The organism is Flavobacterium ranwuense (assembly GCF_004349315.1).
Lineage (GTDB): Bacteria > Bacteroidota > Bacteroidia > Flavobacteriales > Flavobacteriaceae > Flavobacterium > Flavobacterium ranwuense.
This window is the reverse complement of the sequence record NZ_SMLH01000002.1, coordinates 89,251-105,077: the sequence shown is the minus strand read 5'-3', so window position 1 is coordinate 105,077 and position 15,827 is coordinate 89,251. Positions and strand designations below refer to the sequence as shown.

At 32.8% G+C, this 15,827-nt stretch carries 19 protein-coding genes; 11 read left to right on the top strand and 8 right to left on the bottom strand.

From position 1 onward, the window contains the following. Positions 1-7: 7 nt before the first annotated feature. Both E0I61_RS04995 and E0I61_RS04990 read right to left on the bottom strand, forming a co-directional pair. On the bottom strand, positions 8-790 hold the full coding sequence (locus tag E0I61_RS04995; protein ID WP_132069828.1) for a DUF5672 family protein: 783 nt from the start codon (positions 788-790) through the stop codon (positions 8-10). 45 nt (positions 791-835) lie between these two features. Continuing rightward, positions 836-1,555, bottom strand: a complete 720-nt coding sequence (locus tag E0I61_RS04990) for a glycosyltransferase family protein (RefSeq protein ID WP_132069826.1) — start codon at positions 1,553-1,555, stop codon at positions 836-838. 270 nt (positions 1,556-1,825) lie between these two features. Between E0I61_RS04990 and E0I61_RS04985 the strand changes: the two genes are divergently transcribed. From E0I61_RS04985 to E0I61_RS04965, 5 genes are all read left to right on the top strand, one after another. Continuing rightward, positions 1,826-2,392, top strand: coding sequence for an L-threonylcarbamoyladenylate synthase (locus E0I61_RS04985; RefSeq protein ID WP_131996400.1), 567 nt, complete (start codon positions 1,826-1,828; stop codon positions 2,390-2,392). A gap of 53 nt (positions 2,393-2,445) precedes the next feature. After that, positions 2,446-3,879 carry a CCA tRNA nucleotidyltransferase gene (locus E0I61_RS04980; protein WP_132069824.1) on the top strand — a complete coding sequence of 478 codons (1,434 nt, stop codon included), beginning with the start codon at positions 2,446-2,448 and terminating at the stop codon, positions 3,877-3,879. Between the two features lie 51 nt (positions 3,880-3,930). Beyond that, positions 3,931-4,953, top strand: a complete 1,023-nt coding sequence (locus E0I61_RS04975; protein ID WP_132069822.1) for a COX15/CtaA family protein — start codon at positions 3,931-3,933, stop codon at positions 4,951-4,953. A 58-nt stretch (positions 4,954-5,011) separates the two neighbouring features. After that, on the top strand, positions 5,012-5,785 hold the full coding sequence (locus E0I61_RS04970; RefSeq protein ID WP_131996391.1) for a CDP-alcohol phosphatidyltransferase family protein: 774 nt from the start codon (positions 5,012-5,014) through the stop codon (positions 5,783-5,785). Between the two features lie 238 nt (positions 5,786-6,023). Then, complete coding sequence (locus tag E0I61_RS04965) at positions 6,024-6,206, top strand: CsbD family protein (RefSeq protein ID WP_131996388.1); 183 nt, start codon at positions 6,024-6,026, stop codon at positions 6,204-6,206. Between the two features lie 107 nt (positions 6,207-6,313). On the opposite strand, the gene E0I61_RS04960 is transcribed toward E0I61_RS04965, so the two are convergent. From E0I61_RS04960 to E0I61_RS04935, 6 genes are all read right to left on the bottom strand, one after another. Continuing rightward, on the bottom strand, positions 6,314-7,069 hold the full coding sequence (locus tag E0I61_RS04960; protein ID WP_132069820.1) for a LytR/AlgR family response regulator transcription factor: 756 nt from the start codon (positions 7,067-7,069) through the stop codon (positions 6,314-6,316). Positions 7,070-7,131: 62 nt separating this feature from the next. After that, positions 7,132-7,467 (bottom strand): 2TM domain-containing protein, encoded by a 336-nt coding sequence (locus E0I61_RS04955; protein ID WP_132069818.1) that lies wholly within the window; start codon positions 7,465-7,467, stop codon positions 7,132-7,134. Between the two features lie 60 nt (positions 7,468-7,527). Beyond that, positions 7,528-7,833: a 2TM domain-containing protein gene (locus E0I61_RS04950; protein ID WP_131996379.1), complete on the bottom strand. Its 306-nt coding sequence runs from the start codon at positions 7,831-7,833 to the stop codon at positions 7,528-7,530. A 45-nt stretch (positions 7,834-7,878) separates the two neighbouring features. Further along, positions 7,879-9,234: a histidine kinase gene (locus tag E0I61_RS04945; RefSeq protein WP_132070224.1), complete on the bottom strand. Its 1,356-nt coding sequence runs from the start codon at positions 9,232-9,234 to the stop codon at positions 7,879-7,881. Positions 9,235-9,308: 74 nt separating this feature from the next. After that, the gene (locus tag E0I61_RS04940; protein ID WP_132069816.1) at positions 9,309-9,929 is read right to left on the bottom strand and encodes a hypothetical protein; all 621 of its coding nucleotides are present in this window, start codon (positions 9,927-9,929) and stop codon (positions 9,309-9,311) included. 221 nt (positions 9,930-10,150) lie between these two features. Further along, entirely contained in the window at positions 10,151-12,355 is a 2,205-nt protein-coding gene (locus E0I61_RS04935) for a TonB-dependent receptor (protein WP_131996373.1), read from the bottom strand. Between the two features lie 179 nt (positions 12,356-12,534). Here E0I61_RS04935 and E0I61_RS04930 point away from each other — a divergent pair, with 179 nt between their 5' ends. The 6 genes from E0I61_RS04930 to E0I61_RS04905 all read left to right on the top strand — a co-directional run bounded on the left by E0I61_RS04930 (position 12,535) and on the right by E0I61_RS04905 (position 15,769). Then, positions 12,535-12,993: a YciI family protein gene (locus E0I61_RS04930; protein WP_131996370.1), complete on the top strand. Its 459-nt coding sequence runs from the start codon at positions 12,535-12,537 to the stop codon at positions 12,991-12,993. A 4-nt stretch (positions 12,994-12,997) separates the two neighbouring features. Continuing rightward, positions 12,998-13,348, top strand: coding sequence for an MmcQ/YjbR family DNA-binding protein (locus E0I61_RS04925; protein WP_132069814.1), 351 nt, complete (start codon positions 12,998-13,000; stop codon positions 13,346-13,348). A gap of 11 nt (positions 13,349-13,359) precedes the next feature. Continuing rightward, positions 13,360-13,917, top strand: a complete 558-nt coding sequence (locus tag E0I61_RS04920) for a sugar O-acetyltransferase (protein WP_131996364.1) — start codon at positions 13,360-13,362, stop codon at positions 13,915-13,917. Between the two features lie 84 nt (positions 13,918-14,001). Next, complete coding sequence (locus E0I61_RS04915) at positions 14,002-14,397, top strand: hypothetical protein (RefSeq protein ID WP_132069812.1); 396 nt, start codon at positions 14,002-14,004, stop codon at positions 14,395-14,397. A 64-nt stretch (positions 14,398-14,461) separates the two neighbouring features. Continuing rightward, the gene (locus E0I61_RS04910; RefSeq protein ID WP_131996358.1) at positions 14,462-14,722 is read left to right on the top strand and encodes a hypothetical protein; all 261 of its coding nucleotides are present in this window, start codon (positions 14,462-14,464) and stop codon (positions 14,720-14,722) included. A gap of 78 nt (positions 14,723-14,800) precedes the next feature. Continuing rightward, positions 14,801-15,769, top strand: a complete 969-nt coding sequence (locus tag E0I61_RS04905) for a lipid A deacylase LpxR family protein (RefSeq protein ID WP_132069810.1) — start codon at positions 14,801-14,803, stop codon at positions 15,767-15,769. Positions 15,770-15,827: the final 58 nt, after the last annotated feature.

Below are 15,827 nucleotides of genomic sequence, written 5' to 3'. Positions count from 1 at the left end.
TTAGTGCTTAGTATTTGTTCAAAATCGGTTTCCAAAAATCAATAACTTTAGGTTTATTAATGCCATGGCATCCGAATGGAAGTTGGTTATTAATTAATTCAAAAGCAATTTTAGGTTTTCGATCTATTGCAAAATGTAAGGCTTCTTTATAATCCGGAATTTTAAAATTTTCATCAAATTCAGATGCTTTTAAAGACCAAAAAACATCCTCTATAGCATAAATTTCTTTTACCTCCGCATTCAAAAACTCAAAAATAAACGGCTCATTCTGTTTCGCAATTGCATAATGCGATGCTGTTCTACGCAATGAAAAACCGCCATTTCCAACTTTAAAAAAAATTTGTTCACGATTGTTTTTCTTTTTAGATCTGAACTTTCTTGCTAATTTATTAAAATACTTCAACCAAATAGTATTTTCCAGAGTAGCAATCCATGGAGCCCCTATATAATCATATCCTTTTTGACACCATTCTTCCAGCTCATCTTTAAAAACAAAAGCATCTAATTGATAAATTAATATATACTCTGAATCCAAAAAACGTTCATAAAATGTGGTTGACAATAGCAATTCATTATATCCCTCAATATTTTCAAAATAGCGTTTTGGAAAACTTTCAACAACAATTTTATCAAATTTTTCGGTAATATAAGAATTGTCTAGATCTTCAGGTTGAACCAAAACAATTTCATAATTTTTAAGGACTTTAACACATTGCAAGAAGGATTTCTCTTCAAGTTCTCCAAAAAAAGATTTATATATAGGGATGACAACTTTTACTGAATTTTTCATTTTATTGTATTAATTTAAATCAAAAATATAAAACTGATAGTACACTTAATACTTTTTTTGGTAATCAGCATTGGCAATTTTTCCTGTTTCATCTATCTTCCAAGAGCTGGAATCATTAGCCGTTTTAAAATAAAAAAGTTGCTCTTCAGAAAGATTATTCATGTCTATATACCAACCGCCATGCAAAGCTACGTATGGATAATCTGTGCGCAAGGCCGTTTTAAATTTCTTGTTTTTTCTGTGGTAGAAAGGTTTGTACAAAGCAAAAGTAGTATCAATATCGGCATCATAAACTCCTTCGGAGATCTTTTTTTTCCAAAACTTAGCTTCCCAGCTAATCACTTTTTCTCTATTAGGGTTACTCAAGGGAATGTCATCTATTTTCAATCCGAAACCTACTTTCATTCGTTTTTTATTTTCTAATAAAACAGATTGGAATTTAATCAAAAAATCCTCCGGACAATCGGCTAAAGGAACAATGTCAGGATCCGTAACAACATAATATCCGTTACCGTATTTTACGAACAGATCGTATCTTTTCCAAAAAACTAAATGCCCATAATTCTTTTTTAGCCGGTGAATGGTTGCTTTATTTTTGATTTCATCAAAATAACGCAATAAGGGTTCGTAGGTAGAATTATTGTCAATAATAACAAGGTTTGAAAAACCTCTTGCCAATAAAAAATTGATTAGCTTTTTTAAATACTCCAGTTGATTAAAGCTTGTAATAATGATTGGAATTTCCTTAGACTTTGTTAGCGTCAAAGTCTTATGATCTATACCAGATAATTTGTAGAAATAAAAACAAATTCGAATACGTAAATATTTTAAAACTGTTAGAATCATTTAAAAAAAAGGATGAATTAATATTCAAAAACCAATCAATATTATACAAATTCCATGTTTGGAATGTTGATAGGCAAGCAAAAATAATCTTATAATTAATTAAAAGTGCTACAATTCTGAAATAAATTTAAGATTTATACCAATAAGAAAGATTATTTTTGCAGCAGAATCTATCTATACAAACTACACATGAACACAAGTGATGAAATCCACAATGCTTACGAAGTCATAAAAAATGGCGGAATCATCCTATATCCTACTGACACCGTCTGGGGAATTGGTTGTGATGCCACAAATGCTGAGGCTGTCGCCAAAATATACAAACTCAAACAAAGAGCCGAAACCCAAAGCATGATTGTTTTGATGAATGGCGAAAAAATGATGTACAATGTTTTCAAAGACATTCCTGAAGTAGCCTGGCAAATCATTGATTTATCCGAAAATCCAACCACTTTGATATTGGACAAACCCAGAAATGTGGCCCCAAATATAATCTCTTCCGATAACTCATTGGGAATCCGCATTGTGAAAGAACCTTTTTGCTTTAAATTAATGGAAAAGATGAAAAAACCATTGGTTTCGACATCAGCAAATATCTCAGGTCAACCTACTCCTATTGCCTTCAAAGATATTAGTCCGGAAATTATAAAAGGTGTAGACTATGTTGTAAATTTGCACCGTGAGAAAATTGGCGGAAAACCGTCAACAATAATAAAATTAACGAATGATTCTCAGGTGAAAGTGATTCGGAAATAGTATTCAGTTTTCAGTTTAACAACTTTGGACTTTAGACTTTAAACATTTTTAAAATGAGCATTAAAACTTCATACAAAACAGCCTTAAATAATACAATTTTTCAAGTCATTTCTCAAGCTTCTCAGGAACTTAACATCGAAAGTTACGTTATTGGTGGATTCGTGAGAGATTTACTTTTGAATAGAGACTTTAAAAAAGATATTGATATTGTTGCTGTTGGCAGCGGAATCGAATTAGCTTTGAAAGTTTCCCAATTACTTCCAAAAAAACCAAAAGTTCAAGTTTTCAAAACATACGGAACAGCGATGTTGCGTTTTGAAGACACTGAAATTGAGTTTGTAGGCGCCAGAAAGGAATCCTATCATTTTGAAAGTCGCAATCCTGTTGTAGAAAACGGAACGCTTGAAGATGATCAAAATCGTCGTGATTTCACCATAAATGCGTTGGCTTTATCCTTAAACGCTACTAATTTTGGAGGCCTTTCAGACCCTTTCAACGGATTGGAAGATTTAAAAAACAAAATAATTAGAACACCTCTGGATCCAGACATTACTTTTTCTGATGATCCGTTGCGCATGTTAAGGGGAATCCGTTTTGCGAATCAATTGGGATTTGAAATCGAAGATAATTCGTTTAAATCCATTGCAAAAAATGCCGAACGAATTAAAATTATTTCTGGAGAACGTATTGTTGATGAATTGAATAAAATACTTTCGACAGATAAACCTTCCATAGGATTTTTGTTATTGTTCAAAACTGGTCTTTTAGATATTATTCTTCCGGAATTAACCGCTTTGAATCAAGTAGAAGAAATAGAAGGTCACACGCATAAAAACAATTTTTATCACACTTTAGAAGTTGTTGACAATATTTGCCCACACACTGATGATGTTTGGTTACGTTGGTCAGCATTATTGCACGATATTGGAAAAGCACCAACGAAACGCTTTAATAAAAAACAAGGCTGGACCTTTCATGGACATGAATTTCTTGGTGGAAAAATGGCGAAGAAAATATTCGAACGCTTACACATGCCGTTGAATCATAAAATGAAATTTGTACAAAAAATGGTCATGATGAGTTCGCGTCCCATTGTTTTATCACAAGATACCGTTACGGATTCAGCGGTGCGTCGTTTGGTTTTTGACGCAGGTGAAGATGTAGAGAATCTAATGACGTTGTGTGAAGCAGATATCACCACCAAAAACCCGAATAAGTTCAAAAAATACCACAATAATTTTATAATTGTTCGCAAGAAAATTGTGGAAGTCGAAGAGCGCGATCAGGTACGTAATTTTCAACCCCCAATATCTGGTGAGGAAATTATGGAAAAATTCAATTTAAAGCCATCCAAAGAAATTGGAATGTTGAAGGAAGCTATAAAAGAAGCGATTTTGGAAGGAGAAATTCCAAATGAATATGAGGCAGCCTATCAATTTATGCTAAAAAGAGCAGCAAAAATCGGATTAAAGATTAACGCTTGTTGAATTAACATTTAGTTTCATTTAAAATATCTTTACGAAAATTAATTTCAAACAATGAAAAAAGAGAATAATTACGTTATCATTTGGTTGTTATCCGGTTGCTTATTGTTATTTATGATGGTTGTCGTGGGAGGAATTACCCGGTTGACCAATTCTGGTTTATCAATGACCGACTGGCATTTAGTAACGGATACTTTTCCGCCTTTAACCGAAGAAAAATGGTCACAGGCTTTTGAAGAATATAAAAAATTTCCGGAATACCAAAAAATAAACATCCACAATGATTTCACACTTAGTGATTATAAATTCATCTATTTTTGGGAATGGTTTCACCGTTTCATAGGAAGAATAATTGGCTTAGTGTTTTTTGTTCCATTTGTCTATTTCTTGTTCAAGAAACGTCTTTCTACTGAGACCATCAAAAAATGTATTGTTTTGCTATTCATGGGCGGTTTTCAAGGATTCTTGGGCTGGTTTATGGTACGTAGCGGATTAATCGACAATCCGGATGTAAGTCATTTTAGATTGGCATTACACCTTACATTTGCTTTCATCACATTTGCTTACACACTTTGGGTAGCTTTGGACTTAATCTATCCAAACAAAGCAACTGTCATAATTCCATTGGGAAAACTAGCACGCATTGCATTAGTGTTTTTGTTGTTACAAATTATATATGGAGGGTTTGTTGCGGGTTTAAATGCAGGTTTAATTCACAATCACTGGCCTTTAATGAGTGACGGGCAATTGATTCATGATAGTGTTTTTATAGAAAAAAGTACCTTGCTTTTGAATCTTATCGAAGGAAAAAGCGGTGTTCAGTTTGTACACCGAACCATGGCATATGTTGTAGTAGGATTAATTCTTGCTCTTTATTTCACAAGTAAAAAACATACTCTTTCCTCGTTACAGAAAAAAGGAATCAATATCTTGGTATTAATCGTATTTTTGCAATTCACATTGGGTGTCTTTACTTTGCTTTACAGTGTTCCACTTTGGTTGGGATTATTACATCAAATAATGGCTTTCTTTTTACTGACGGCAATGACATTCACATTACATCGATTATCTAAATAAAAGTATAACAACTATTACACCTGACTATATTGTCGCATTTCTTTGTTTATAAACTTAAATGTCTAAACTTGCAGCTCAAGATAAATTTATAGATTTATCAGATTATGGAAGACCTTTTGGGAAATTTCTCGCCAATAAATTAAAAAATACTCGTTTCACGCCTATTCATGTCACCCTACTTTTTGGCGTTTCAGGCTTGATTGCTATTTACTGTATTTCCCAAAGACATTACTTTTTAGCCAGTTTTTTCATCATTCTAAAATCGATTATTGATGCAGCCGATGGAGAACTGGCGAGGTTAAAAAATACGCCTTCCTATACCGGAAGGTACTTAGACAGCGTGTTTGATATTATCTTAAATTTTTTGTTTTTAATGACCATTTGTTATGTTTCGAAAACATCATTTTGGCTAACTTTAATTGCCTTTTTTTGCATTCAATTACAGGGAACTTTATACAATTATTACTATGTTATTTTAAGAAATAAATCAGTAGGCGGAGATACAACTAGTAAAATTTTCGAATACAAATCTCCTAAAGCTTTACCCGGAGAAACCCAAAAATCAGTTGATATTTTATTCCGAATTTATACCATTGTCTACGGTACTTTTGATAAAATAATCCACACTCTCGATAAAGAGGCATACAAGGTAAAAACGTTTCCAAACTGGTTTATGACGGTACTTTCTATCTACGGATTGGGATTTCAATTGTTGATTATTGCCGTAATGTTACCAATGAATTTAACAGAATATATCATTCCATTTTTTATAATTTACACAGTATTTATTTTTGTCATAATTGGTATTCGGAAAGTATTTTTTAAGGTTTAAAATCGTCATAATTAAAATCTATACCAACAACATAAACATCATATTGTCAGATTTTTAAAAACCAATACCTTTAGCCTTAATTCAACATAAATATCATTCCTATTCAGTAACGCATGATAAAATAAAATTGTATAATTCACTAGAATTATATAATGATTTTACATAATTGTATAACAATTTTACAGTTTAAAATCACCAAATTTGTAAAGACCAAATAGTAATTTAAAACTTAGATATTATGCCGAATTCAAAAGAGATTGAAGGAAACTGGAATGAGTTTAAAGGAAAACTTAAACAAAAATTTGCTGATTTAACGGATGATGATTTACTATACGATGAAGGTAAAGAAGACGAAATGTGGGGTAAATTACAACAAAAATTAGGCAAGACAGAAAAAGAAATTAAATCATTATTTGATTAATTCTCAAACCTAAACTTACTTGAACTGTTTCAATTGCAAGATTCAAAATTTTTCCTTCTTAGGATTTTTTGAACATACATTTGAAACAGTTTTTTTATAGCTAAAAACTACCCAATCCAATTCTTAAAACCAGAAACTTTTTCCCTGCTTACTATCACCTCATCTGCTGCATAAGAAGGCAGAATGACCTTTAATCGGGAGTTACTATAGACTATAATTTCTTTAATCGCTTTAAGGGGAACTATGAATTTTCGACTTACCCGATAAAAAGCTGCCGGGTCTAATTCCTGTTCCAAAAGTTCTAAGGTCGTTTCAATTAAATAATTTCTGTTGTCAAAAGTATGAAGATACGTTCCTTTATTTTCACTAAAAAAACACTCAATGTCATCGGTGGAAATCACTTTTAAGTGTTGCCCTATTTTTACCGTAAAACGTTTTTTATGATTCTTCTCAAACGGATTAGAGAGCATTTTTTTAATCTGCTCGAAATCTAATTGTAAGGTTTCTTGTTTTGGCAAACGCGCTTTAAATTTAGCTACGGCAATTTCTAAATCATCCTCATCTATGGGTTTCAAAAGATAATCGATGCTGTTCAATTTGAAAGCTCGTAAAGCATATTCATCATACGCAGTTGTGAAAATTATGGCACTCTTAATTTCAACTTTTTCGAATATTTCAAACGACAATCCATCCGATAATTGGATGTCCAGAAAAATCAATTCCGGATGTTTATTATTAGAAAACCAATCAATGGCTTCTTCTACAGAATGCAATAACACTCCCACTTCAATATTTATTTTTTCCAGTTTTCGTTGGAGCAATCGTGCTGCGGGTTTTTCGTCTTCGATTATTATTGTTGTCATTAAATGTTGAATCGTTTATTTGGTTATTTGTTTAACTGAAAACTGCTGCTGAATACTCCTTTTCACTCCCATTTCTCGCTTTTCTCCTTTTCCATAAATTCCTTGATCTTTTTATCTTCCCAGTTTTTTCCAAAAATCCAATTGGGCATAAATGTAGAAAGTGCATGCGCCAATAATCCAATTCCCCAAAAGAATGCGGTTAAGAAATTTTCTATTTTAAAATAGCTTTCTCCTGCATCTAAATCTCTAATATTAATAAACACAATCACTATATTTATCGCTACATAAACAATTAAATGCGTGTAAAACCCCTTTAATCGTTTCACTTTCCTTTTGGCGGAAGCATATTTATCTTCGGGTTCCATTCCCTCAAGTTCTGATTTATAGTTTCTTTCCATTTTGTTACTATTTAAAAGTATTCATTCAAAAAACATGTTCATTCTTATTTTAAAATAAAACTATTCCCAAGATTTTTTTTGTCCATTTTCTTTATCCATGAATTCCTTAATTTTTCTTTCTTCCCAATCTTTATTGAAAAATGGCATATAATTAAAAACTTTCATTCCGTGAAAAATCACTCCAATTCCCCACCCCAACATGGGCCAAAAAAACCACAAATGTTCTGGAGAAGTTTTTAAATTTAGAATCAGAAAAAAAATATTGATCACAATATATGCAGCCAAGTTCCCATAGAAACCTTTAATTTCTTCTACTTGTTTTTTTGCTTTAAAATAACGCTCTTCGTTTTGATATTTATTTTCCATGATTTTTTATTTAAATTTATTCAACCCTTAAAGTTTCTCCGAATATTATTTCCAAGTTTGTTTCTGCTCTTCTTTTCGCAAAATTTCCTGAATCTTTCTTTCTTCCCAATTGGAACTGTACCCAAAAACCTTGAAAGCATGCATCGTCACTCCAAATCCCCATCCGGCTGCAGAAAACCAAAACCATTGAAATTTTGGAGAAAAAGTTAGGTTTATATATATTAAAATTGGAATTACACAACAGTAAGAAATCAAGTTTCCATAAAATCCTTTGAGCTCTTCCACTCGTTTTTTAGCTCTAAAATAAGCCGTATTTTCATTGTAATTTGTAGTTGTTTCCATAACTGTAATTTGTTTCGTCAAAAGAGGTATTTTTACCGTAAATGTTTTCTCGTTTTGAATAATCAAGACTTTTCTGTCAGTTATAATTCCATACCTGTTGACGATATTTTGCAAACCAACACCTTGACGATCCTGCAACACTTCTTTCTTTTGATAATCGTTTTGAACAGCCAGATAATCGCCCTCAACAAAAATCCTGATGTGCAATGGTCTTTGTTCACTAACCACATTATGTTTTACCGTATTTTCGAGCAAAAGCTGTAAAGAAAGCGGCACAACTTTAGCTTCTGTCATTGTGAGGGATGAAGCAATCCAATCATCTTGGGTTGGTAATTCATAAAACAAACTGTTTTCAAAACGCATTTTAAGTAAATTCATATAGGTTTTAGCGAAAGCCAATTCTTCCTCAACAGAAACCAATTCTTTGTCTTTTTGTTCCAAAACATAACGATAAATCTTTGATAATGAAATAGTAAACCGTTGCGCATTATCTGGATTTTCTTCAATCAAAGAACTTAACACATTCAAACTATTAAAAAGAAAATGAGGATCTATTTGATTTTTTAAACTTTCAAACTTTGCCGAAGCGGTTCCTGCAATGATTTTTTGTTCTTTGACTTTATTTTCATTGTAAGCTTTGTAAAAATGTAAAGCATGAACTCCTAACAATACGATAAAAGCAATAATTGAAGATTCAATATAATTTGAAGGAGTCTCATTTGCTAAAAAATCTGTCATTGATTTTTTTTCCAGGATAACTTTCAAAAAGATACGAAGCAAAAAAATCACAAATAAGGAAATAAAGAAAGAGCTGACAAACCCAATAATTATCCGTTTTGTAGAATACATATTGTCTTTAAATGTTTTGTCCAAAAACATAAACAACGCTGCATTAACAAGGTATAATGTAACGCTATAAAGCATACAGTATAAAAAATACGTATATAACTTAGGACTAATAGCCTCATTTCCAAATGTAATGAATTCAATTAGAAAGGACACTAAAAAAATCACAACCCCAATAAACAACGCTTTAAGCAAATGTGGTTTTATATACATCATTCTCTTTTTTCAATAGTTACAATTCTCTGTTTTATTTCTTAAAAACGAATAATTAGAAACAATCAACAGACTTATTTACAGTTTTTCAATGCTGCTGTTGCTCTTTCTAAACCCCATTTTGGAGAGAAAGGAGTTTCAGGTTTAAAAGTAGCAAAAAGTCCAATAGCTTTTTCAATTTGCACACACATTGGTTTAGTATCAGTTCCCCAAAATTTAGCTCCACCAATTTCAAACTCTGCTTTACCAAAAACAACTCTTGGGTTTTCCGGAGCAATTGCCTGTGCTTTTCCGTACAATTCCATAACAGTTCCGGATAATTTTTGTCCGTTTGTCATTGGGTCAAAAGCAATCCAAGCAGTGTGAATCATAGCCTGCATAACTAATAATTCGGCATTATTGGGATTTTTTCCCATTTCTGTATCCAAAGAATTCTGAGCTTTTGTAAGCAACAAATTCATTTGCTCCTTGTCTTTTGTTCTAAAAGCAGTTGTAGTATTTACTAATGCAACGTAATAATTAGGCAACCAACTTGTTTTTTCAGCACCGGCAATTCTTTCGAATAAATCAGAAGCTTCGGTATTTTTTCCTTCGCCCCAAAGTTGGAATGCTTTTCCCATTCCTTGTTCGAATTGCCCTTGAGCCGATAATAAACTACATACAAATAATGCGATTGTGGTGATAATTTTTGTCATGATTTCTTGTTTTTAAATGGTTATTTATTTTGATGATTGAAACGTTATATAATTTATACTTCAAAAGTATCTCGGTTTTTATTGATTTAAAATTTATAGATACTGAACTGTAGAATTTGATGGATGAATTGTGATTTAGTTGAAAGTCGTAAAGCCGAAAGTCATAAAGTTGAAAGAGTTTTCGTTTACAAGGACTTTGACCTTTGACATTATGACTCTTTTCAAAGATTCTTCAACTGATTGTCTTTTTTATCGTTGCTTATTGTCCAAAAGAACCCTACAAAGAAAAAACGATCTGCTGTAGGAACAATTTCTTTTCTGTTGTAAAACCCCGCATTATCCGGATTATTGGCATATTCATATCCAAAAACATTCTGAGAACCTAAAACATTAGAAACCGAGAAATATAAAATCTTTTGCTGCGACAATAAATACGCCCAGTTGAAACTCAAGCTGTTGTACGCTTTTGTTTTTCCATTCATGAATTCCGCTTCGTTTGGGTTGTTGTATGGTCGTCCCGAACTGTATGAATTAGTAAACCCTATTTGTGATTTCCAGTCGTTTATCCAGTATTTAGTAACGATTGACAAACTGTGATCCGCAACAAAGCTAGGCGTGACTTGAGAACTGAAATTTTTATAATCTCTTTCGGTGTCGATGTAAGAATAGGAAACCCAGTATTCTAAGTTTTTGATTGATTTTCCGTCTCTCCAAAACAAATCCAAACCTTTTGCATAACCGGAACCGGTATTATCATAAACCGAATTAAACGTTGCCATTCCTGTGTCGAATTTCACTAAATTACTGTAGTCTTTAAAATAGGTTTCTGCACGAAATGTTTTCCCGTTTTTATTGTATTGAAAATTCAAAATATAATGAGAAGCTTTTTCGCTTTCAAACTGATGATTTTTGGAATATTTGATATATTCCGCATTTGGAGTTTGGGTAAAATCGCCATAAGCAAATGAAAACTGACTGTTTTTAGCCATTTTATACGCAAATGAAACTCGGGGTGAAATAGCAGTTTCGTTCAACAAATCGTTATTTGAAGCCCTTACTCCTATTTTTGCCGCCCATTTTTTAGAGAAGAAAATATCAGCTTCAGTATAAATAGCTGCAATGTTAGCATCATATCCATTGGTAAAAACAGATCCCGAATTCTCCTTAAAATCTTCATTGAATTGAGTAACAAAATAATCGGCTCCAAAAGATAGTTTCAATCGGTCAGAAAAGCTTTTTTTTAATTTTAATTTCAAATGAGCCGCATTTTCATCATTGGCCACTTTATCTGAATCCAAATTTATTTTGTTGTTGCTGTAGCCATAACTCAACCCAGAAGTAATTTGCCAGTTATTCCCAAAAACGCCTTTGTAAGACGAATTCAAATAGAAATTATTATTGTTTAAATCGACTCTGATTTTCTCCGGCGAATTGATGTTTTCTTGATTAATATCAAATTTAGAGCTATCAAAAGCAGCGTATACTTTCAAAATCCCATTATTAAAATTATAGCGATACACCGTTTCTCCTGACAAAGATTGAAAAGGACTGTTCCAATCTACATTTTGAGGAATAACCGCTTGATACGGCGCTAAATTAATGTAATTCGCATTTACGCTCAAAGAACTTTTTTTCCATTTTTGGGTGTTTCCAAGTCCTAAACCTACGGTCATCAAAGCGATTTCGGTTTTATTTTGGTCTGGTTCATCTTGTGTATTCAATAGCAAAACACTGGATAATGCCTCTCCGTATTCCGCTGAATAACCGCCTGTAGAAAATGATATTCCACTAAATAAAAAAGGGGAAAACCTGCCTCGTGTAGGTAAATTATTCGTGGTTGCGCCATAGGGTTGCGCCACCCGAATCCCGTCTACAAAAGTTTGTGTTTCATTGGCCTCGCCACCACGAACAAACAATCGCCCGTCCTCGCCTACCGTTTGTGTTCCTGGCAACGTCTGCAAAGCTGCAATAATATTTCCCGCTGAACCCGCTGTAGTTACGATGTCTAACGGTTTCAAAACCGAAACTCTTGCTTTATCGCCCGCTTCTAATGTTCCTGCGGTAATCACAACTGCATCAAGCGAAGTAACACTTTCTCGTAATTTGATGGTTCTATTTTGGAAATTAGCGACATCAATTACTGTTTTTGAAGTTTCAAAAATCAGGAAACTCACAACCAAAGTTTGATTCCCGATTGTTGTAGTTGTAAAACTAAAACTACCCGTTTCGTTACTCGAAGCACCATCATAAGTCCCTTCGATAAAAATATTGGCTCCCGAAACTGGTTTTCCTTTTTCATCAACCACTTTCCCTGAAATAGTAACTTGGGAAAATAGAGTTACAGAGAATAATAAAATGGCAAGAGTAAAAATCGATTTAAGGGTTCTGTTCGAATGGTTTGGTTGTTGAATGATTGTTGGTTTCATGATATTTGATTTTGATACAGCAAATATCTATTGCAAAAATCAAAACTGGAAAAAGTTATTACTGAACTGTTGAAATTACAGGATGAGTTGTTTTAGTAAATAAATTCAGAATTTGAAATCACGCATTTTTTATTTTATAATGAAAACCTTAAATTTGTTTGCAATCAAATTCTGAAAAAATGAAAAAATCACTCTTTTTACTTTTACTGTTCTCTTTTAGCACTGCGTTATTTTCTCAGGAAACCGAATCTATATTTGATGAAAAACTAGCCAAATCCCTAAAAGCGGATGATTATGGAATGAAGCAATATGTTTTTTGTTTATTAAAAACAGGAAGCAATACAACTGCTACTAAGGAGGAAAAACAAAAATTATTTGAAGGACACATGGCTAATATTAATCGATTAGCGCTAGAAGGGAAACTGGTTGTTGCCGGTCCTTTTATGAAAAACGAAAGAAATTATAGAGGTATTTATATTTTTAATGCCACTAGTATCGAAGAAGCTAAAACATTTGTGGCGACAGATCCTGCTGTACAATCGAAACTTCTGGAAGCGGAACTGACGCTTTGGTACGGAAGTGCAGCACTGCAGGAAACACTGAAAATTCATGATAAAATCGCCAAAACTAAAATCTAATTTTATGAACATTGAAGAATTACAGGTTATTTGTAAATCAAATGAAGCGGTAACAGAAAACATTAAATGGAAGGACGACTTGTGTTTTTGTATTGGAGAAAAAATATTTTTTGTTATTGGACTGAACCAATCCCCAACTTCAGCGGCATTTAAAGTTTTAGATGAAGAGTTTGAAGAAATAAGCAGTCGAGAAGGTTTTAAACCAGCGCCATACACTGCGCGTTACAAATGGGTTATGGCCAACGACCTTAACCAACTAACAGAAAAAGAATGGCAATTTTACATTGAACAATCCTATTCTTTAGTCAGAAACAAACTTTCTGCCAAAATAAAAAAGCAACTTGGTTTTACCTAAAAAAAAAAAGTATGATAACTGAAAAAGAAAAAATGATTGCGGGAGAATATTATTTGGCAGGCGATCCTGTTTTAGTAAAAGACAGACGAAAATCTAAAAATTTGCTCCACCGATTAAATGTTACAGAATACCGAGTAACCAAGAAAGCGCGAGAAATATTAAAAGAATTAATCCCTAATGCAGGTGCTAATCTTTATATTGAACCTCCATTTTTTTGCGATTACGGATACAATATCAATTGTGGTGAAAATGTTTATTTTAATGTAAACTGCGTTGTTTTGGACTGTGCCAAAGTAACTATTGGCTCTAATGTCTTTTTTGCACCAGGCGTTCAATTGTACACCGCCACACATCCGCTGGATGCTGAGCTAAGAAAAACGCTGGAAAATGCACTTCCAATAACCATCGGTGATGACTGCTGGATTGGCGGAAACTCTGTTATTTGCCCTGGTATTACCATAGGAAATGGCTGTGTAATTGGTGCAGGCTCAGTAGTTACAAAAGATATTCCCGACAATTCTTTGGCGGTAGGAAATCCGGCAAAAGTGATTCGGAAATTGAATGTTTAATGAATATCCTAACCCGAATTATAAACTCCTCAAAACTAAAATTTCCTATCTTTGTTAGAACCTTTAAACACAAATAAAATAATTATGAAACATCTTAAAGCATTACTAGTCTTGGCACTAATTGTTGTTACAAACTCCGTTTCGGCACAATCCACTTTTGATAAATGGCCAGCCATAAAAGAATTTCACGAAGTAATGTCGCAAACATTTCATCCGGCTGAAGAAGGAAATTTTGCACCAATAAAAACGCGTTCAGAAGAAATGATGAACAAAGCAGCAATGCTATTAAAGTCTGATATTCCCGCCGAATTTAAAACAAATGCAATATTAGCATCGGCAGAACGATTACAGTTAAAAAGCAAAGCGCTACATAAATTAGTCACTTCAAATGGATCTGATGCCGCAATTTTGAAATCAATTACTGACTTACACGACACTTTCCATGAGATTGTAGGACTTTGTTCCGACGCAAAAAAATAAAAAACTAAAGCCTAATCGATTGATTAGGCTTTGTTCATTTTACACCTTATCAATTCAAAAAACAATGCCACATTTATTAGCAAAACTTAAGAATGTTCCCATTACAATCATCAGGGAAATTTTAGAAAAAGACAAAGCCTTTCATGCCGAAAACAATATGTTTCTGGAGCATCTTTGGCAAAATGCCGATGATAAAAACGAAGTACTGTTTCTTTTCCGAATAAATGATATTGATGAAACCAAAGCTTTGATCCATAAACTTCATTCTGATGCTTTGATTCAAGATGCCACTGCAAATCTTCCTGAAATGACTTACCTGAAATAATTTATCTTTTTAATTTGATTATTTGCAAACTGGATTAAAAATTATAAAAATCGGAGAATTATTTTTTTATATGTGAGTATGAAAAATTTATTAGAAAAATATTATACTGTCTGTTTGTTGCTTTTGCCTCTATTATCATTTTCCCAAAGAATTGACAATACTGCAGCTTTTAGAGATTTAAAAAGCAATAATTATTTTCGTTTTCATTATGACAACGACTATTTCACCGCAACCGATCATTACTACACGCAAGGTGGTAATTTTGAACTTGCAAGCCCAAAACTGATAAAGAATCCGATAAACAACTTATTTAAAAAATTAAAAAACAGCGAACAAAAATATGGATTATCAATAGAACTTATGGGCTTTGCACCAACAAGCCTCAAGTCAGATAAAATCCTTTACGGGGATAGGCCTTTTTCCGCGGCGATAATGCTAAAATCATTTTTAATTTCGACAGATACTATTCATAAAACCAAACTTTCTTCTGCATTAAGCATTGGAATTATTGGCCCCGGCGCTTTAGGCAAGGAAATGCAAACTAAATTTCACGAATGGATTCATGATGAAATCCCACATGGTTGGCAATATCAAATCAAAAATGATATATTGTTAAATTATGAAATTGCTCATGAAAAACAATTATATAAGTTCCACAATTTATTGGCGCTAAATTCTAACGCAAAACTTCGATTGGGAACTGTGAACACAAATATATCTGGAGGGTTAACAACTACTTTAGGAAAAATTAATTTTCCTTTTACTTCCGTAAAAAACAAAAATGACTTCCAGATTTATGGCTATTTACAAGGCTTAGTTTCTATTATTGGATATGATACGAGTTTACAAGGTGGGCTTTTTAATCGAAAAAGTCCTTATGTTATTGCTAATAGCGATATCGATAGATTTACTTTTCAAACTAATTATGGGATTATCATACAATACAAAGCACTTTATCTCGAATATTCACGATCTGAACTTTCGAGGGAATTCAAAACAGGCGATCCTCACAAATGGGGCGGAATTAGAATTGGGCACAAACTATAACTTTTTCAAAATCCAATAATCGAAAACCTAAAAACTGAATATAAATTTTACCTTTGAT

Excerpts from the sequence above, each read along its gene's own strand:
- E0I61_RS04995 (WP_132069828.1), bottom strand. The coding sequence starts at position 790 with ATGAAAAATTCAGTAAAAGTTGTCATCCCTATATATAAATCTTTTTTT.
- E0I61_RS04985 (WP_131996400.1), top strand. The coding sequence starts at position 1,826 with ATGAACACAAGTGATGAAATCCACAATGCTTACGAAGTCATAAAAAAT.
- E0I61_RS04980 (WP_132069824.1), top strand. The coding sequence starts at position 2,446 with ATGAGCATTAAAACTTCATACAAAACAGCCTTAAATAATACAATTTTT.
- E0I61_RS04975 (WP_132069822.1), top strand. The coding sequence starts at position 3,931 with ATGAAAAAAGAGAATAATTACGTTATCATTTGGTTGTTATCCGGTTGC.
- E0I61_RS04970 (WP_131996391.1), top strand. The coding sequence starts at position 5,012 with ATGTCTAAACTTGCAGCTCAAGATAAATTTATAGATTTATCAGATTAT.
- E0I61_RS04965 (WP_131996388.1), top strand. The coding sequence starts at position 6,024 with ATGCCGAATTCAAAAGAGATTGAAGGAAACTGGAATGAGTTTAAAGGA.
- E0I61_RS04960 (WP_132069820.1), bottom strand. The coding sequence starts at position 7,069 with ATGACAACAATAATAATCGAAGACGAAAAACCCGCAGCACGATTGCTC.
- E0I61_RS04955 (WP_132069818.1), bottom strand. The coding sequence starts at position 7,467 with ATGGAAAGAAACTATAAATCAGAACTTGAGGGAATGGAACCCGAAGAT.
- E0I61_RS04950 (WP_131996379.1), bottom strand. The coding sequence starts at position 7,833 with ATGGAAAATAAATATCAAAACGAAGAGCGTTATTTTAAAGCAAAAAAA.
- E0I61_RS04945 (WP_132070224.1), bottom strand. The coding sequence starts at position 9,234 with ATGTATATAAAACCACATTTGCTTAAAGCGTTGTTTATTGGGGTTGTG.
- E0I61_RS04940 (WP_132069816.1), bottom strand. The coding sequence starts at position 9,929 with ATGACAAAAATTATCACCACAATCGCATTATTTGTATGTAGTTTATTA.
- E0I61_RS04935 (WP_131996373.1), bottom strand. The coding sequence starts at position 12,355 with ATGAAACCAACAATCATTCAACAACCAAACCATTCGAACAGAACCCTT.
- E0I61_RS04930 (WP_131996370.1), top strand. The coding sequence starts at position 12,535 with ATGAAAAAATCACTCTTTTTACTTTTACTGTTCTCTTTTAGCACTGCG.
- E0I61_RS04925 (WP_132069814.1), top strand. The coding sequence starts at position 12,998 with ATGAACATTGAAGAATTACAGGTTATTTGTAAATCAAATGAAGCGGTA.
- E0I61_RS04920 (WP_131996364.1), top strand. The coding sequence starts at position 13,360 with ATGATAACTGAAAAAGAAAAAATGATTGCGGGAGAATATTATTTGGCA.
- E0I61_RS04915 (WP_132069812.1), top strand. The coding sequence starts at position 14,002 with ATGAAACATCTTAAAGCATTACTAGTCTTGGCACTAATTGTTGTTACA.
- E0I61_RS04910 (WP_131996358.1), top strand. The coding sequence starts at position 14,462 with ATGCCACATTTATTAGCAAAACTTAAGAATGTTCCCATTACAATCATC.
- E0I61_RS04905 (WP_132069810.1), top strand. The coding sequence starts at position 14,801 with ATGAAAAATTTATTAGAAAAATATTATACTGTCTGTTTGTTGCTTTTG.